At 65.4% G+C, this 16,549-nt stretch carries 14 protein-coding genes and 1 tRNA gene; 5 read left to right on the top strand and 10 right to left on the bottom strand.

Annotation, left to right across the window (positions count from 1 at the left end; genetic code table 11):
* Nucleotides 1–199: 199 nt before the first annotated feature.
* Nucleotides 200–286: transfer RNA gene (locus CEW88_RS00895), tRNA-Leu, on the bottom strand.
* 147 nt (nucleotides 287–433) lie between these two features.
* Between CEW88_RS00895 and CEW88_RS00890 the strand changes: the two genes are divergently transcribed.
* Complete coding sequence (locus CEW88_RS00890; RefSeq protein ID WP_108964273.1) at nucleotides 434–1,417, top strand: complex I NDUFA9 subunit family protein; 984 nt, start codon at nucleotides 434–436, stop codon at nucleotides 1,415–1,417.
* A gap of 66 nt (nucleotides 1,418–1,483) precedes the next feature.
* A complete protein-coding gene (locus CEW88_RS00885) occupies nucleotides 1,484–1,930 on the top strand; it encodes a GFA family protein (RefSeq protein WP_108964272.1) in 447 nt (148 codons plus the stop codon).
* A gap of 78 nt (nucleotides 1,931–2,008) precedes the next feature.
* Here CEW88_RS00885 and gyrB read toward each other — a convergent pair whose 3' ends face one another.
* The 5 genes from gyrB to rpsT form a co-directional block, all read right to left on the bottom strand.
* Nucleotides 2,009–4,426, bottom strand: coding sequence for a DNA topoisomerase (ATP-hydrolyzing) subunit B (gyrB, locus tag CEW88_RS00880; protein WP_108964271.1), 2,418 nt, complete (start codon nucleotides 4,424–4,426; stop codon nucleotides 2,009–2,011).
* Between the two features lie 79 nt (nucleotides 4,427–4,505).
* Entirely contained in the window at nucleotides 4,506–5,612 is a 1,107-nt protein-coding gene (gene recF / locus CEW88_RS00875) for a DNA replication/repair protein RecF (protein WP_108964270.1), read from the bottom strand.
* 115 nt (nucleotides 5,613–5,727) lie between these two features.
* A complete protein-coding gene (dnaN, locus tag CEW88_RS00870; protein ID WP_108964269.1) occupies nucleotides 5,728–6,846 on the bottom strand; it encodes a DNA polymerase III subunit beta in 1,119 nt (372 codons plus the stop codon).
* A gap of 152 nt (nucleotides 6,847–6,998) precedes the next feature.
* Entirely contained in the window at nucleotides 6,999–8,396 is a 1,398-nt protein-coding gene (dnaA, locus tag CEW88_RS00865) for a chromosomal replication initiator protein DnaA (protein WP_108964268.1), read from the bottom strand.
* 543 nt (nucleotides 8,397–8,939) lie between these two features.
* Entirely contained in the window at nucleotides 8,940–9,203 is a 264-nt protein-coding gene (rpsT, locus tag CEW88_RS00860; RefSeq protein ID WP_108964267.1) for a 30S ribosomal protein S20, read from the bottom strand.
* Between the two features lie 265 nt (nucleotides 9,204–9,468).
* Between rpsT and CEW88_RS00855 the strand changes: the two genes are divergently transcribed.
* A complete protein-coding gene (locus CEW88_RS00855) occupies nucleotides 9,469–9,651 on the top strand; it encodes a hypothetical protein (protein ID WP_095882428.1) in 183 nt (60 codons plus the stop codon).
* A 63-nt stretch (nucleotides 9,652–9,714) separates the two neighbouring features.
* Here CEW88_RS00855 and CEW88_RS00850 read toward each other — a convergent pair whose 3' ends face one another.
* Complete coding sequence (locus tag CEW88_RS00850; RefSeq protein WP_108964266.1) at nucleotides 9,715–10,491, bottom strand: enoyl-CoA hydratase; 777 nt, start codon at nucleotides 10,489–10,491, stop codon at nucleotides 9,715–9,717.
* A gap of 65 nt (nucleotides 10,492–10,556) precedes the next feature.
* Nucleotides 10,557–11,408 carry a bifunctional DNA-formamidopyrimidine glycosylase/DNA-(apurinic or apyrimidinic site) lyase gene (gene mutM, locus CEW88_RS00845; protein WP_108964265.1) on the bottom strand — a complete coding sequence of 284 codons (852 nt, stop codon included), beginning with the start codon at nucleotides 11,406–11,408 and terminating at the stop codon, nucleotides 10,557–10,559.
* Nucleotides 11,409–11,489: 81 nt separating this feature from the next.
* Here mutM and ubiE point away from each other — a divergent pair, with 81 nt between their 5' ends.
* Nucleotides 11,490–12,242, top strand: a complete 753-nt coding sequence (gene ubiE / locus CEW88_RS00840) for a bifunctional demethylmenaquinone methyltransferase/2-methoxy-6-polyprenyl-1,4-benzoquinol methylase UbiE (RefSeq protein WP_108964264.1) — start codon at nucleotides 11,490–11,492, stop codon at nucleotides 12,240–12,242.
* Between the two features lies 1 nt (nucleotide 12,243).
* Nucleotides 12,244–13,776, top strand: a complete 1,533-nt coding sequence (ubiB, locus tag CEW88_RS00835; protein WP_108964263.1) for a 2-polyprenylphenol 6-hydroxylase — start codon at nucleotides 12,244–12,246, stop codon at nucleotides 13,774–13,776.
* A gap of 21 nt (nucleotides 13,777–13,797) precedes the next feature.
* On the opposite strand, the gene CEW88_RS00830 is transcribed toward ubiB, so the two are convergent.
* On the bottom strand, nucleotides 13,798–14,466 hold the full coding sequence (locus tag CEW88_RS00830) for a flagellar hook capping FlgD N-terminal domain-containing protein (protein ID WP_108964262.1): 669 nt from the start codon (nucleotides 14,464–14,466) through the stop codon (nucleotides 13,798–13,800).
* A gap of 15 nt (nucleotides 14,467–14,481) precedes the next feature.
* Entirely contained in the window at nucleotides 14,482–14,925 is a 444-nt protein-coding gene (locus tag CEW88_RS24395) for a flagellar hook-length control protein FliK (protein ID WP_159099524.1), read from the bottom strand.
* Nucleotides 14,926–16,549: the final 1,624 nt, after the last annotated feature.

Here is a 16,549-nt window from a genome sequence, read left to right as displayed (position 1 = left end):
CGCATAAGATCCGCCGCCAGCGCCACCCCAAGCAGACGCGCGGGCTGGACGCCGCACCCCTTGGCGCTGGAGCTTCAGACACGCACCGCGGGATTTAACGGCAAGCGCCCGCGACACTCTTCACTGAAGGGAGCCGCGATGCAACGAGGGCCGAAAAACCAAAACCCCCGCGAAATCCGAAGATTTCGCGGGGGTTTGATGGTGCCCAGGAGAGGACTCGAACCTCCACGACCGTTAAGTCACTGGTACCTGAAACCAGCGCGTCTACCAATTCCGCCACCTGGGCACAGGTGGTGAGGGGGCGTTTAAATATCTCCGCAGGGAGTGTCAACGCAGATTTTTCATTTTGTGCAACTTACCCGAAGGAGCCGCCTTGCCGGGTGCCGGACGGGCCGGTATTCAAGGCCTAGAACCTCGGAGCAGGAGTAGCCAGATGAGCAAGCTCGTCACCATTTACGGCGGATCCGGATTTGTCGGACGCTATATCGCCCGCCGCATGGCGAAGCTCGGCTGGCGCGTCCGTGTCGCCGTCCGCCACCCCAACGAAGCGCTGTTCGTGAAACCCTATGGCTCGGTCGGCCAGGTCGAGCCGGTGTTCTGCAACATCCGCGACGACGCTTCGGTGCGCGCCGTGATGCAGGGCGCCGACGCGGTGGTGAACTGCGTCGGCACGTTCGACGAGCGCGGCAAGAACAGTTTCGATGCCGTGCAGGTCGAGGGGGCGGAGCGCATCGCGCGCATCGCCGCCGAACAGGGCGCCGAGGCGCTGGTGCATATCTCGGCGATCGGCGCGGATACGGAGAGCAGGAGCGGCTACGCCCGGAGCAAGGCGCTTGGCGAAGAGGCGGTACTGGCCGCCTTCCAGGGCGCGATGATCCTGCGCCCCTCGGTGATTTTCGGGATGGAGGACCAGTTCTTCAACCGGTTCGCCTCGATGTCCCGGATGGGTCCGGTGCTGGCGCTGGTCGGCGCGGACCGCAACTTCCAGCCGGTCTACGTGGACAACGTGGCCGAGGCCGCGGAGAAGGGAATCACCGGTGCAGCCGCTCCGGGTGTCTACGAGCTGGGCGGCCCCGAGGTGAAGAGCTTCCGGGCCTTCATCGAGGAGATGCTGACGGTCATCCGCCGCCGCAAGATGCTGGTGAACCTGCCCTACGGGCTGGCCTCGGTGATCGGCGGCGTGTCGGAATTCGTGCAGCGGATCACCGGTGGGCTCTTCACCGCACCGATCACCCGCGATCAGGTCGTGATGCTGCGCAAGGACAATGTGGTGTCGGAAGGCGCCAAGGGGCTGAGCGATCTCGGTATCTCCCCGGTCGCCCCCGAGGCGGTCATGCCCGACTACCTGTGGCGCTTCCGCCCCGGCGGGCAATATGACGCCATCAAGGAATCGGCCGCCAGCCTGAGGGCCGAGTGACACCTGAAAGCCGGCCCCGGGGCCGGCTTTTTCTTTGCCCCTGACCGGGCGCGAAAGGAGACCGAGATGACCGAGCTTCCCCAGATCGGCAGCTGCCGCTGCGGCGCACTGCAGCTCGAGGTGAGCAAGCCTCCGATGATGACCGCCGCCTGCCATTGCCGCGGCTGTCAGAAAATGAGCGCCAGCGCCTTTTCCCTCACCATGATGGTGCCCTCGGACGGGATCAGGGTGATCGCCGGGGAGCCGGTGACGGGCGGGATCAAGGGGCCGCAGCTCGACCACTACATGTGCCGCGAGTGCGGGACCTGGATGTTCACCCGGATCAACGGGATCGAGGTCTTCGTGAACGTGCGTCCCGTCATGTTCGACGTGCCGGAGTGGTCGCTCCCCTTCATCGAGACGATGACCACGGAGAAGCTGGACTGGGCGCAGATCCCGGCGCGACACAGCTACGAAGGCTTCCCGCCCGAGGAGGACTTCCCGATGCTGCTGGAAGACTTCGCCCGGCGGTAAGCGGGCGCCCGGGCCCGGAAACGCAAAGCGGCGCGCAGGGAACTGCGCGCCGCTTCCGCATAAAGCCTTCCGACAGGGTCAGAAGTCGAGATTTTCCACGTTCAGCGCGTTCTGCTGGATGAACTCGCGGCGCGGCTCCACCACGTCGCCCATCAACTTGGTGAACAGATCGTCGGCCTCGGACATGTCGTCGACCTTGACCTGCAGCAGGGTGCGGGCATCCGGATCCAGCGTGGTTTCCCAGAGCTGACCGGGGTTCATCTCGCCCAGGCCCTTGTACCGCTGCAGCGACAGACCCTTCTCGCCCTCTTCGAGGATCGCCTTCAGCAGGTCGAGCGGCCCGTAGACTGCCTGACGGCGATCCTTGCGCTCGAGCGTCGCGGGGGTGCTGTAGACCGCCTGCAGCGCCTGGGTGAAGCTGCCGGTGCGGCGCGCCTCGCCCGAGCGGAGCATCGCGCCGTCTAGCGTACGGACTTCCTCGACGCCGCGCAGAATACGCGCGAGACGGATGCCGCGATCCTGGGTGATCCGGCCCTGCCAGCCCTTCTCGTATTCCAGCGCGATCAGGTCGAGCCGCTGCGCGACCTTGTCGGCAACGCCCTGCAGGTCCGATTCCACCGCGCCGGGCACGAAGCCGCCGGCGATCGCCGCCTGCTCGAGAATGTGACGCGGGTAATGCGTCGGGAAGGCGTCGAGCACGCGCTTGAGCTGGCGCGCCTCGTCGATCACCCGCACTAGATCCTGCCCGGCGATCACCTCGCCGTTGCCGAGCTTCAGGCCGGCGCCGTCGATGCCCTGGTTGATCAGGTACTCGTCGAGCGCGTTCTGGTCCTTTACGTAGACCTCGGACTTGCCGCGGCTCACCTTATAGAGAGGCGGCTGCGCGATATAGAGATAGCCTCCCTCGATCAGCTCCGGCATCTGCCGGTAGAAGAAGGTCAGCAACAGCGTCCGGATGTGTGCACCGTCGACGTCGGCGTCGGTCATCAGGATGATCTTGTGGTAGCGCAGCTTGGAGATGTTGAACTCGTCGCGGCCGATGCCGGTGCCGAGCGCCATCACCAGGTTGCCGATCTCCTGGCTGCCGAGCATGCGGTCGAAACGCGCGCGCTCGACGTTGAGGATCTTGCCCTTCAGCGGCAGGATCGCCTGGGTGCCCCGGTCACGCCCGGTCTGGGCCGAACCGCCTGCGGAGTCACCCTCGACGATGAACAGTTCGGTCTTCGACGGATCCTTTTCAGAGCAGTCCTTGAGCTTGCCGGCAAGGTAGTTCACGTCCATCGCGGTCTTGCGGCGGGTCAGTTCGCGCGCCTTGCGCGCGGCTTCGCGGGCCAGCGCCGCCTCGACGATCTTGCCGACGATCTGCTTGGCCTCGTTGGGGTTCTCCTCGAACCATTCGGCAAGGCGCTCGTTCATCAGGCTCTCGACCGCCGGCCGCACCTCGGAGGAAACCAGCTTGTCCTTGGTCTGCGAGCTGAACTTCGGGTCCGGCACCTTCACCGAGAGCACGCAGGTCAGCCCCTCGCGCGCGTCGTCACCGGTGAAAGAGACCTTCTCCTTCTTGGCGATGCCCGAGGCCTGCGCGTAGTTGTTGATGGTGCGGGTCAGCGCGCCGCGGAAGCCGGCGACATGGGTTCCGCCGTCGCGCTGCGGAATGTTGTTGGTGAAGGGCAGCACGTTCTCGTGGTAGCTGTCGTTCCACCACATGGCGATCTCGACGCCGATGCCGTCCTTCTCCCCGGTCATGTAGATCGGGTCAGTCATCACCGGTTGCTTGGAGCGGTCGAGGTACTTCACGAACTCCTTCACGCCGCCGTCGTAGTGCAGCTCGGTCTTCAGCGGCTCGGCGGGGCGCTCGTCCTCGAGGATGATGCGCACACCCGAGTTGAGGAAGGCCAGTTCGCGCAGGCGCTTTTCGAGGGTCTCGAAGCTGTAGTCGAGGTTGCTGAAAGTGCCGGTCGAGGCCAGGAAACGCACCTCAGTGCCCTGCTCGCCCTCGGCATCTCCGACGACGCGCAGATGCTCGACCGTCTCGCCATGCTCGAAGCGCGCGTAATGCTCCTTGCCGTTGCGCCAGATGCGCAGCTCCAGCCAGACCGACAGCGCGTTTACCACCGAGACGCCCACGCCATGCAGACCGCCCGAGACCTTGTAGGAGTTCTGGTCGAACTTCCCGCCCGCGTGCAGCTGGGTCATGATGACCTCGGCCGCCGAGACGCCCTCTTCCTGGTGAAGGTCGACGGGAATGCCACGGCCGTTGTCGCGCACCGACACCGAATTGTCGGCGTGGATTTTCACCCGGACAAAGTCCGCGTGACCAGCCAGAGCCTCGTCGATGCCATTGTCCACGACCTCGTAGACCATGTGGTGCAGGCCCGATCCGTCGTCCGTGTCCCCAATGTACATGCCGGGGCGTTTGCGGACCGCCTCCAAGCCTTTGAGAACTTTGATGGAATCCGCGCCGTATTCCTGCTGTGCGCTTGCCGGTTCGGCCATGCCGCGATCCTTCATGATTTTTGTTGGTTTTATACGGTGTTCAAGCAGGATTGTCACGCCGCTGACACAAGATTTGGTGTCAAAGGCCGCGGTTTTCAACCAATGATTGCCCATCCCGTTCGGTAACTTCCAGGTGCTGGGCGCGCGCTCCCAGTTCGGCGAAAAGCTCCGGCCCGGTGCCGGTCATCCAGGCCTGCGCGCCGAGCGCGCAAATCTCGTCGTAGAGCGCCGCACGGCGACCCGCATCGAGATGCGCCGCGACTTCGTCGAGCAACAGGATCGGCGCCGCGCCGGTCTCCTGCGCCAAGGCGCGGGCGTTGGCGAGGATGAGCGAGATCAGCAGCGCCTTCTGCTCACCGGTCGAACACTCCTCGGCGGGCACGCCCTTGGCCGCGAAGGTGCCGCGCAGGTCGGCGCGGTGCGGCCCGACCAGTGTCCGCCCGGCGGCCAGGTCACGTGGGCGGCTCGCCTCGAGCGCGGCGCGCAGCGCGGCAGTCTCTTCGGGCATGGGCGTGCCCGCGTCCAACAGCTCGAGCTCGGCGGCGGGAAACGACGTCTCGGCCCCGGCCTGTGCCTCGGCCAGCCGCGCCAGCGCCGCGCGGCGGTTGGCCTGCAGCGCCGCTCCTGCCTCGGCCATCTGCCCTTCGAGGGCGGCGTACCAGAAGCCGTCGCGCACCTGGTCGCGCAGCAGCCGGTTGCGCTCCCGCATGGCCTTCTCGTAACCCAGCGTCAGTTCGGCGTGGTCGGGAAAGAAGCTCAGCGTCATCCTGTCAAGGAAACGCCGCCGCCCTTCAGGCCCCTCGATCCACAGCCGGTCCATCGCGGGGATCAGCCAGAGCACCCGCGCCATCCGGCCAAGGGCCACCTGAGGCGCGGCCTTGCCGTCGATCTGCACCTGCCGGGCGGCCCCCGCCTCGGAGCGGAAACTGATCTCGTGCAGCGCGTCGCCGGTCTGCAGCAGCCCTTCGATCTTCCACCCCAGCGCCTCGGGACGGCGGACCATCTCCTGCGCCGAGGCCCGGCGCATGCCCCGCCCCGGAGAGAACAGCGAGACCGCCTCGATCAGGTTGGTCTTGCCCGCGCCATTGGGCCCGTAGAGCGCCACCGGCCGCGCATCCACCTCGATCGAGGCGTCCCGGTGCGAGCGGAAGTGCGAGAGGGTGAGGCGGGTGAGATGCAGGGACATGGCTCAGGCGGTAGCGCGGGGACGGGTCCCGCGGAAGAGGGTATTTCCGGAATCACGAAAGGCAGAAGCAAAGCCCCTGCCTTTCAGTGAATATCGGATGCTCAGGGCGGGGCCGTCAGACCCGCATTGGCATGACTACGTAGACGGCAGACGTGTCGGTGCCTTCGCGCATCAGGGTCGGATCGCCCGAGGAGTTGAACATGAAGACGGCGTTCTCGCGGTCCACCTGGCTGGCGATCTCCAGCAGGTATTTCGCGTTGAAGCCGATCTCCAGCGGCTCATCCCCATAGGCCACGGCCAGCTCTTCCTCGGCGGCACCGCTGTCGGGAGCATTGACCGAGAGGATCAACCGGTCCTCGTCGAGCTGCAGCTTCACGGCGCGCGAGCGCTCCGACGAGACAGTTGCCACTCGATCGACGGCCTTGGCGAACTCGCCCGCGTCGACTTCGAGCCGGCGGGTGTTGTTCATCGGGATGACGCGCGAGTAGTCCGGGAAGGTGCCGTCAATGACCTTGGAGGTCAGCGTGATATCGGGCGTGGCGAAGCGCACCTTGGTTTCCGAGACCGACACGGCGATGTCCATGTCGTCCTCTTCGAGCAGTTTGCGCAGCTCTCCCACGGTCTTGCGCGGCACGATCACACCGGGCATCTCTTCTGCACCAGCAGGCAGCGGCGCGTCGATGCGGGCGAGGCGGTGACCGTCGGTGGCAACGCAGCGCAGCACCCGGCCCTCCTCGCTCTCGGCGACATGCATGTACACGCCGTTGAGGTAGTAACGCGTTTCCTCGGTCGAGATCGCGAACTTCGACTTGTCGAAGAGCCTGCGCAGGACTTCGGCCTTGGCGGTGAAGTTCGACGAGTATTCCGACGACGCCATGACCGGGAAGTCTTCCTTGGGCAGCGTCGCGAGACTGAAGTTCGAGCGGCCTGCGGCCACGGTCAGCCGGCCGGCGGAAGTGTCGGCGGTCAGCTGGACCAGCGCGCCGTCGGGCAGCTTGCGGACGATCTCGTGCAGGGTCACCGCCGAGACGGTGGTGGCCCCGGCCTGTTCGACCACCGCGGGGGCGCGGTCGAGCACTTCGATGTCGAGATCGGTGGCGCGGAAGCTGGCCGAGTTGCCCTCGGCCTCGATCAGCACATTGGCGAGGATCGGAATGGTGTTCCGGCGCTCGACCACAGATTGTGCCTGGCTGACTGCCTTGAGCAGCGTCGCCCGTTCAATGCTGACTTTCATCGCCCTGTCCCTCGGTTGGCCGGTGGGGCAGCTTGGCGCATCTGCGAAGCCGCTCCAAATTCTTTTGCAGATTGATCCGACGGATTGCCTGCAGCGTCAAGGCCGCGGGGCCGCCCTTGGGCAGCCCCGTTCCCAAATGTGGTCGTGCGGTCTCAGGCTTCGAGCGCGCGGCGCAGAAGCTCGATGTCGTCGGCGATCTGGCTGTCCTGCATGCGCAGTTCCTCGATCCGCTTCACCCCGTGCATGACCGTCGTGTGGTCGCGCCCGCCGAAGCGGCGGCCGATCTCGGGAAGCGAGCGGGCGGTGAGCTGCTTGCACAGGTACATCGCCACCTGCCGCGGGCGCGCGAAGTTGCGTACGCGCTTGGGGCCGATGAGATCGGAAAGGCGGATGTTGTAGTGATCCGCCACCTTGCGCTGAATCTCCTCGATCGAGATCTTGCGGTCCGAGGCGCGCAGCACGTCGGCGAGGCAATCCTGCGTCAGCTCCATGGTGATGGGCTGGCCGACCAGTGAGGCAAAGGCGAAGAGGCGCGTCAGCGCACCTTCGAGCACACGCACGTTGGTCGAAATGCGATGCGCCAGGAACTCGAGGATGCCATCGTCGAGCTGCAGCGACGGGTATTGCTTGCGATAGGTGTCGACCTTCGACTGCAGAATGCCGAGACGCAGTTCGTAATCCGTCGGGTGGAGGTCGACCACGAGGCCGGACTGCAGGCGCGAGCGGATGCGGTTCTCCAGGTCCTTGATCTCGTCCGGCGCGCGGTCGGCCGAAATGACGATCTGCTTGTTCTGGTCCACCAGCGCGTTGAACGTGTGGAAGAACTCTTCCTGCGTCGAGTCCTTGCCGGCGATGAACTGCACGTCATCGACCATAAGCACGTCGACCGAGCGGAACAGCTCCTTGAAGTCCATCATGCGGCGCTCGCGCAGGGCCTGCACGAAGCGGTACATGAACTGCTCTGCCGACAGGTAGAGCACGTTCAGGTCGGGGCGGCGGTTGCGCAGCTCCCAGGTGATCGCGTGCATCAGGTGCGTCTTGCCGAGGCCAACGCCGCCGTAAAGGAATAGCGGGTTGAAGGTCACGGTTTCGGCCTCTGCCACACGGCGCGCGGCGGCATGGGCGAGCTCGTTGGGCTTGCCGACGATGAAATTATCGAAGGTGAAGCGCGCATCGAGCGGCGCGCTCGGCAACAGGTCGCTTCCGCCCTGTGCGGATTGGCCATTGGCCGCATTGGCCTGGGCCGGCTGCTCGGGCTGCGCCGAAACCGGGCGCGGGCTCGGACGGCCCGCTGCCGGACGCGGCGCGTTACTGACCCGGAATTGCAGGCGGCGAACCTGCGAATCCAGCGTGGAGATCTGCGACAGCAGCAGGTCCCCGAAATTCTGCGACACGTAGGTGCCAATAAAATTCGTCGGTGCTAGGAAGACCGCCACCCCGTCGGCTTCCAGACCTTTGTATTCGAGGGGCTTGATCCAGGTTCGGTAGTTGTTTTCCCCGATCGTGCTGCTCAGCCTGTCTTGCAGCGCGCCCCATTGTTCCTGCGTCATTTATCCCCGCTCCGTCTTTTCACCGGTTCTTCCTATGTCCCTTTGGGCAACACACACACACGCGCCCAATTGAGCCACCGATGGGGAGCAAATGCAGGCCCCATGCCGAAACGGCATGAGTCAGGAAGAGAAGTCTCTGTCCCAGTGACATAGCACGCATAAGGACTCCCCGGGACTCCCAGCATCCCGAAGCGACCCAGCAAGGCGCACTACTCACCCATTTTACAATTGGACTGGCAGGATGAAATCATCCCGAAATCGGCATCTGTTGATCAGACGACCGAAGCGACGAAGACCTTTCCACGATTCCCGTGGCGTGATCCGCGATTGCCTGTCCCCCCAGCGACGTGACTCGCTCGATGAAATTACTCCTGTTCCGAGAAGAGCAGCAACCGAACTTCAAACTTGACTCAATGGAATCCGAAAAAAGAATCTCGGCCTTCAAAATATGGTGTGAGTCATGAAAAAAGGCACCACCAATGGCGATGCCTTTTCGATCACACACCTATTAAGTGTGTCATTTCAGCCTGACACTTGACGTGCTCAGGCGAGCGACTTCACCCGCGAGGAGAGACGCGACATTTTGCGCGAAGCAGTGTTCTTGTGGAAGACACCCTTGGTCACGCCGCGCATCAGTTCGGGCTGAGCTGCGGCGAGAGCTGCGGTGGCTGCGTCCTTGTCGCCCGAAGCGATCGCTTCCTCGACTTTGCGCAGGTAGGTACGGATGCGCGAACGGCGTGCCTTGTTGACGGCGTAACGCTTCTCGTTCTGACGTGCGCGCTTCTTGGACTGGGGCGTATTTGCCATGATGATCGGTCCTATGTGTCTGTGGCCGACAAGGCCTGGGTCTGAATTTCGGACGTGCAATATCCACCAGACCCGGATCTGTCGTCGCCGGACCGATTCTTGCCTGAGCGGGCATCACACGCATGTAGGCGGGGCGCATAGCCCATTTTCCGCCGGTTGCAAAGGCCCCAGCGGCACTTCTTGGGGAAATGGGGGAGAATCGGCTAGGATCGCCCTCCCACGGCCCTCGCCGCGGGACACTCCAGACTGAAAGGAGGAGTCAGCCATGAACGCAATGCAGATCAACGAGGCCGCACAGGCGCTCTACCGGGCGCATGGGGCCCGGGCCGAGGCCGAGGCCGCCGCAAAGGTGCGCGAGAACGAACGCCGGGGTGCCGCCGAGGAGGCGCAGACCTGGCGCGCCATCCAGGAAGCGATCCGCCAGACGCGCGGCCCGCTGCAGTCCTGAGTGGCCCGGGCATGAAAAAGGCCTGTCCCCGCGGGGACAGGCCCGGAATGCGATGCAATCGCCTCAGCGGTCGCGGAACTGCGGCGTCCGCTTCTCGAGGAAGGCAGACATGCCTTCTTTCTGGTCCTCGGTGGCAAAGAGCGAATGGAACAGGCGGCGCTCGAAGAGCAACCCCTCGTCCAGCGTGGTCTCGAAGGCACGGTTCACCGCCTGCTTGGCGGCAATCGAGGCGAGCAACGACTTCTCGGCAATCTTGGCCGCGGCGCTCTGCGCCTCTTCCATCAGTTGCTTGACCGGCACGACGCGGCTTACCAGCCCCGACCGCTCGGCCTCTTCAGCATCCATGAAACGCCCGGTCAGGTGCATGTCCATGGCCTTGGCCTTGCCGACGTAGCGCGGCAGGCGCTGCGTCCCGCCGATCCCGGCGATAACGCCAAGGTTGATCTCGGGCTGGCCGAATTTCGCGGTTTCCGACGCGATGATGAAGTCGCACATCATCGCCAGCTCGCAGCCGCCCCCGAGGGCGTAACCGCTCACCGCGGCGATCACCGGTTTGCGCACCTTCGCGACGGCCTCGGTGGCCGGCTCGAAGAAGTCTCCGAGGAACATCTCGACGAAGGTCTTTTCCGACATCTCCTTGATGTCGGCCCCGGCGGCAAAGGCCTTGGCCGAGCCGGTCAGGATGATGCAGCGCACCTTGTCATTGGCATCCGCCTCGGTCAGCGCCTGCGCGAGCTCGCCAAGAAGCTGGCTGTTCAGCGCATTGAGGGCATCCGGGCGGTTCAGGGTGATAGTGGCAACGTCGTCGTCTACTTCGACGATAATCGTCTCATAGGCCATGACTGTCGGGCTCCCGTCCGTTGGCATTGTCGCGCAGCCTTACCAACTTGCCCCCTGCAATCAAGTTATCTTTGGCAGCTCGGACAGTAGAAGGAAGAGCGTCCGGATTGCACGATTCTGTGAATGATGTTGGCGCAACCGTCCCCGCGGCAGGGCTGCCCTTCGCGTCCGTAGACGTCGAAGCTGTGCTGAAAATATCCAAGTTCTCCATCGGCTTGCCGGAAATCTTTGAGCGAGGAGCCGCCCGCGGAAATGGCGTCCGTCAGCACGTGCCGGATGATCGGAACGAGCGCCGAGATGCGCTTTTCCGAGATCTGGTTGACGCGGCGTGAAGGACGGATGCCCGCGCGGAACAAGGCTTCGCAAACATAGATATTCCCCAATCCGGCAACAATCTTCTGGTCCAGCAACGCCGTCTTGATCGGCATGCTGCGCCCCTTCAAGGCAGCCACCAGATGGGATTCGCTGAATTCATTGCCCAGCGGTTCCGGCCCGATCGCCGCGAGCAGAGGATGCGCCCCGGCGGTCGCCGTCTGCATCAGGTCCATCGCCCCGAAACGCCGCGGGTCGTTGAATGTCACCCGCGCGCCGCTGGCCATTTCAAAGACCACGTGGTCGTGCTTTTCCGGCGCGGGATGGTCATGCACGAAGCGCCCCAGCGGATCGCCCGAGACCAGCATTCGGCCCGACATGCCGAGATGGATCAGAAGGGTCTCGCCGGTGTCGAGATCGGCAAGGATATATTTCGACCGCCGTCGCAGCCGCAGCACCCGCGCGCCGGTCAGACGCTCGGCCATACGCTCGGGGAAGGGCCAGCGCAGATCGGGCCGGTTTACCTTGGCCTCGGCGATCACCTCGTTTTCCATCACCGGGGCAAGCCCGGCACGAACGGTTTCCACCTCGGGAAGTTCGGGCATCACGGATCCTTTCCACTGGGCCGCATTGCAGCGCGGCGCGCGGGCTCTATAAGGAGTGTCGGACACAGGACGGCAAGGCCCATGACCAAAGAGACCGGAAAAACCACCCACTTCGGGTTCACCGACATCCCTGAGGAAGAGAAGGCCGACCGCGTGCGCGGCGTCTTCGGCTCGGTCGCGTCGAAATACGACGTGATGAACGACGCCATGTCCTTCGGCATTCACCGCGTCTGGAAAGATGCGATGATGGACTGGCTGGCACCGCGCCCCGGCTCGAGGCTGCTCGACGTGGCGGGGGGCACCGGCGACATCTCCTTCCGCTTTCTCAAGCGCGCGGGCCACGGCCATGCCACGGTCTGCGACCTGACCGAGCCGATGCTGGTCGAGGGCCGCAAGCGTGCCGAAGCGGGCGCCATGGCCGAGCAGCTCGACTGGGTGGTCGGCGACGCGATGGCCCTGCCCTTCGCCGACAACACCTTTGACGTCTACACGATCTCCTTCGGCATCCGGAACGTGACCCGCCCGCAAGAGGCCCTGAACGAGGCCTTCCGCGTGCTGAAGCCGGGCGGACGGCTCATGGTGCTGGAGTTCAGCCAGATCCCCAACGAGCTGATGCAGAAGGTCTACGATCTCTATTCCTTCAACCTGATCCCGCGCATGGGGCAGGTGATCGCGGGCGACCGCGACAGCTACCAGTATCTGGTGGAATCGATCCGCAAGTTCCCCGATCAGGAAACCTTCCTCGGAATGCTGCGGGCTGCGGGCTTCGCCAACGCCAAGTACCGGAACCTGAGCATGGGGATCGCCTGCCTGCATTCGGGCTGGAAGATCTGACATGAAGGGTCCTCACAACATCTGGCGGCTGGTGCGCACCGGCGCCACCTTCGAGCGCACGGGCGCGATGGGCGTGGTGCTCGACGCAGTAGAGGCCCCGCCGGCTCTGCGCGCTGCCGCCCGCATCCTCGCCTGGCCCTTCAAGTGGTTGGGGTACGAGGGCGACCCGGCGATGCCGCCGGTGACCCGCGCGCTCTCGGCGCTCGGCCCGGCTTACATCAAGTTCGGACAGGTGCTCTCGACCCGTCCGGACGTGGTCGGCGAAGAGCTCGCTAACCAACTGCGCGTGCTGCAGGACAAGCTGCCCCCCTTCCCGGTCGAGGCTGCCAAGGCGCAGGTCGAGACCGAACTCGGTGTGAAGGTCGATGAGGTCTTCTCCGAGTTCAGCCCACCCGTCGCCGCCGCGTCGATCGCGCAGGTGCACAAGGCGCGGCTCGCCGAGACCGGCGAGACCGTCGCCGTGAAGGTGCTGCGGCCCGGGATCGAGCGGGCTTTCCGCAAGGATATCGATGCCTTCTGGCTCGCCGCCGATGCGATCAACTTTCTTTCGCCGGCCTCGCGCCGGCTGCGCCCGCGCGACGTGATCGCCCATTTCGAGGGCGTGGTGAAGGGCGAGCTGGACCTGCGACTGGAAAGCGCTTCGGCCAGCGAGTACGCCGCCAACACCGTGGACGATGAGGGGTTCCAGCTTCCCGAGGTGGTCTGGGGCCTCTCGGGCCGCCGGGTGATGACGATGAGCTGGGCCGAGGGCGTGCCGCTCGGCGACAATGCAGCCATCGACGCCGCCGGTCACGACAGGGTGGCGCTCAGCGAACGTGTTCTTCAGCTCTTCCTCAACCACGCGCTGCGCGACGGATTCTTCCACGCCGACATGCACCAGGGCAACCTGAAGGTGGCGCCGAACGGTGATATCATCGCCTATGACTTCGGCATCATGGGCCATATCGACGAGTACACCCGCCGAGTCTACGCCGAGATTCTCTACGGCTTCATCCGCCGCGATTACCGCCGCGTCGCCGAGGTACATTTCGAAGCTGGCTACGTTCCCGCCGACCAGGATGTCGATGAATTCGCCCGCGCGCTGCGCGCCGTAGGCGAGCCGATTTTCGGCATGGATTCGACCCGCATTTCCATGGGCCGCTTGCTCAACTACCTCTTCGAAGTGACCGAACGCTTTGGCATGGAGACCCGGACCGAGCTGATCCTGCTGCAGCGCACGATGGTGGTGGTCGAGGGAGTGGCCCGCTCGCTCAACCCTCATATGAACATCTGGAGCGTCGCGCGACCTGTGGTTGAGCAATACATCAAGACCTCCATCGGCCCCCGCGCCGCGCTGCGCGACTTTGCCAAGACCGCGCGGGTCATGGCCCGCTTTGGCCCGCGCCTGCCCGGTCTCGTCGAAGAGGCGCTGATCCGGCAGACGCAGGGGCTCGCCGACGAGCTCGAGTCGAAATGGGCCCGGCGGCTCGGCTGGGGCATCGGCGGGCTGCTCTCCGGCGCCGGGATCACCTTGGTCCTCCTGTCGATCTTCTGATCTGTCGTCCTGCGCCGCCCGTCACTCGGTCGGGCGGCGCAGCGCCGCGACCTTGGTCGCCTCGATCTGCCAGCCGCCCTGCAACGTAAGCAAAAAGCCGCCTTCTGCGCGCCGCACCTCGTCGATGCGCATGTAGGATTGCGCCGGACGCGTCTCGGCAAGCACACCTTCGTGGTAAAGCTCGACCTCGGCATGATAAAGCCCCTCCGGCAGGGGCGCCCCGCCAAGGTCCGTCCCGTCCCAGAGATAGCTGTCGCTCCCCGGCGTGAGCGACAGCCGGTTTCGCTCCGCGCCACTCGAATCGCGCAGCACGAGGATCGCGCTCTGCGCGTCTTCTGGGAGATCGACATCGAAGGCGACCGCGGAGCCGTCGAAATATGTGGTCCCCGCGACCAGCGACTCGAGTCCGATCCAGGAGGCCAGCCGCTCGAATCCGCCGTCGCTGGCGAGTCCGGTCAAGCCGGTCAGCAAATCGTTGGTCAGCACCTGCTGCTCCACCGCCGAGAAGCTGGCGAGCTGCGACGCGTATTCGGTGGCGTCGACCGGATTGAAAGGATCTTGGTTCTGCGCCTGGGTGGTCAGCATTTTCAGGAAAGTATCGAAGTCGCTGGTCAGCGTTGACCTGCTGCTCCCGATCGCCACGGCGCTCTTCGCGCCCGCCGATGTCTGAGCGGCCGTTGAAATATCCACGTCTGTCTCCTTTGCCTAGAGCCTGAGGTCGAGCCCCGCCGCCGCAACGCGAACAGGGGCCTTTGCCTGAGGCGCTCCTTGCGCCGCCGCCCCGTCAGGGACGTGGTGGTCCGGCCTGCCCGACCGCCCCTGCGAAGCGCCGCCGCGCCGCTGCCCGGAGAAACTGAGAGTGCTGCCCTGGTATCCCGCCTCCGTGAGCAAGCGCGCCAGCTGGTCCGCGTTCCGGCGCAACAGGTCGAGGGTATCCGGCCGATCCGCGCTCACCTGCAGCGCGACCCCGTGCTCGGATATCTGCATGTGGAACCGCACGCGGCCAAGTTCCTCGGGCTCGAGCTGCACTTCGAGTTTACCGCCGCTGCCGGTGACAATCGCTTCGGCGAGCTGCCGGACCGGCGACGGCAACGGCTGCCCACGGGCCGCCGACAGCTGCTCCCGCGGCGATATCGCGTCTTTCGCCATGACGGCCTGCGTCGAGTCCCCCGAATGCGAGGCGACAGCTGGCTCGCGTGGATCGCCTTCCCATGCGAGCTGCGTCTGTTTCCCGTCCGAAACCCCGATCCCCCCTGCCGATGCCAGCGTGAAAGTCGGAGACCCCGCCGCGGCCGTCGCAGGCCGGGAGCCGGACACGGGGGCCTTGTCCAGGCCCACCTGACCCGGCGCGCCGGAGGCCCCCAGCGCACTTTCGGGGCGCTGCGACCTTGCTAAGGTCTCCTCATTCGGGATCGCCGATCTTACCTCTCGTCCTGTGTCTGGCCTTGGCAGGAACCCTGCGAGTAACGCGACATGTGGGCTTGTGGGGCGCCCATCATGCGGAAATGTCTTTCTTTGAAAGCCATCCGGCGCCGGAGCCGCATCTGCAGCGTTGATTTCCAGTTTCGACCCGGCGCTGCGTGTTGGGATGGCCCTCGGATCAATTGGAGGGCGGGGCGGCTCGTGCCCATGAGCGACCGGCCCGGCCTGGTGCCGTGGCTGGCGCGAGGACCGGCCGGATTGGTCCGACGTCGCGGGACCCGCGTGCGGAGATAGGCCCGCCGGAGCCCGGGAGTCCGGCAACGTCCCTGTCTCCCGGTCTCCGGACACCATGCCAGCGGTGCCAACCGCTGCACGCTCGGGCGTCCGGGTTCTGACCCGCGGCGCGAGCATTGGCTCTGTCTCGGCCCCGCCTTCAACCTCAGCCAACACGACGTCGCCCGGTCCTTTCGAGCGTCCTTTCGCGCCGCTCGGAGCCCCGATGGGGCGCCCCGTAGGCACGTTGGAGCGTTGGGACGCCAGGACGCCCTCTCCGCAGTCTAAGACCGGACCGACCTCGGATCGGGAAACGCCCGAGCTGGCTTGCCCCTCGAGCGGGAGCCTATGGCCTGCACCGACGCCCGCAGAACGGGATTCAGGACTCGTCACGTCGTCACGCGCGCCAGGGGCGACCCCCGCAGCGACACCAAGCCACGGTACGGCTTCCGTTCTGCCAACCTCCGGCGCGGCGCGAGGTGTCCTGATCGCGTGTCTCTCAGAAGACCGGGCGACGCCGGGGCGCACGTCGAGCAAAATATCCGATGCCTCCTGCCGAGGCGCAGCCAGATGCGCACCCTGACCACTCCCGGCGGACCGCTCGCGGGTTCGAGGTGCGCCCTCGGGGAGCGCCGCCTCCTCTGCCGTCTCCCTCCTCCGGATTGGGGCGGTCCCGACCCGGCGCACCTCCTGCGGCTTGGCGGTGTCGAAGACCTGCCTCACCTTTTCGATCGGGACACTGACCACCCCGGGCACAGCGTCTGCGTCGGGCAGCGCGTCCAGCGCCCGGTCAAGAGGGGACAGTTCTGGCCCCACCCCCCCTTCGTCCCCAGGGCGGGGCGCGGGATCTTCGCGCTCTGCGGCGCCTTTCCTGACCTCCAGTTCCCCCGCCTCGACCGCCGGCGCATCCGGCCGCCCGGGCATCGCGACGTCGCGAAAGGTCGCCTGAAAGTCGGCCCGGGGGTCACCGGAAAGGACGCTCCCCTGCGGCGGCGAGTCACCTTGTTGTCCGGGCATCGCACCAGCGGACCGCAGTTCTTGCAGATTTGGAAGCATCGCCTGCATCGGGAACATGCTA

The organism is Alloyangia pacifica (assembly GCF_003111685.1).
Classification (GTDB): Bacteria; Pseudomonadota; Alphaproteobacteria; order Rhodobacterales; family Rhodobacteraceae; genus Salipiger; species Salipiger pacificus_A.
This window is presented reverse-complemented; position numbering and strand designations above follow the sequence as displayed.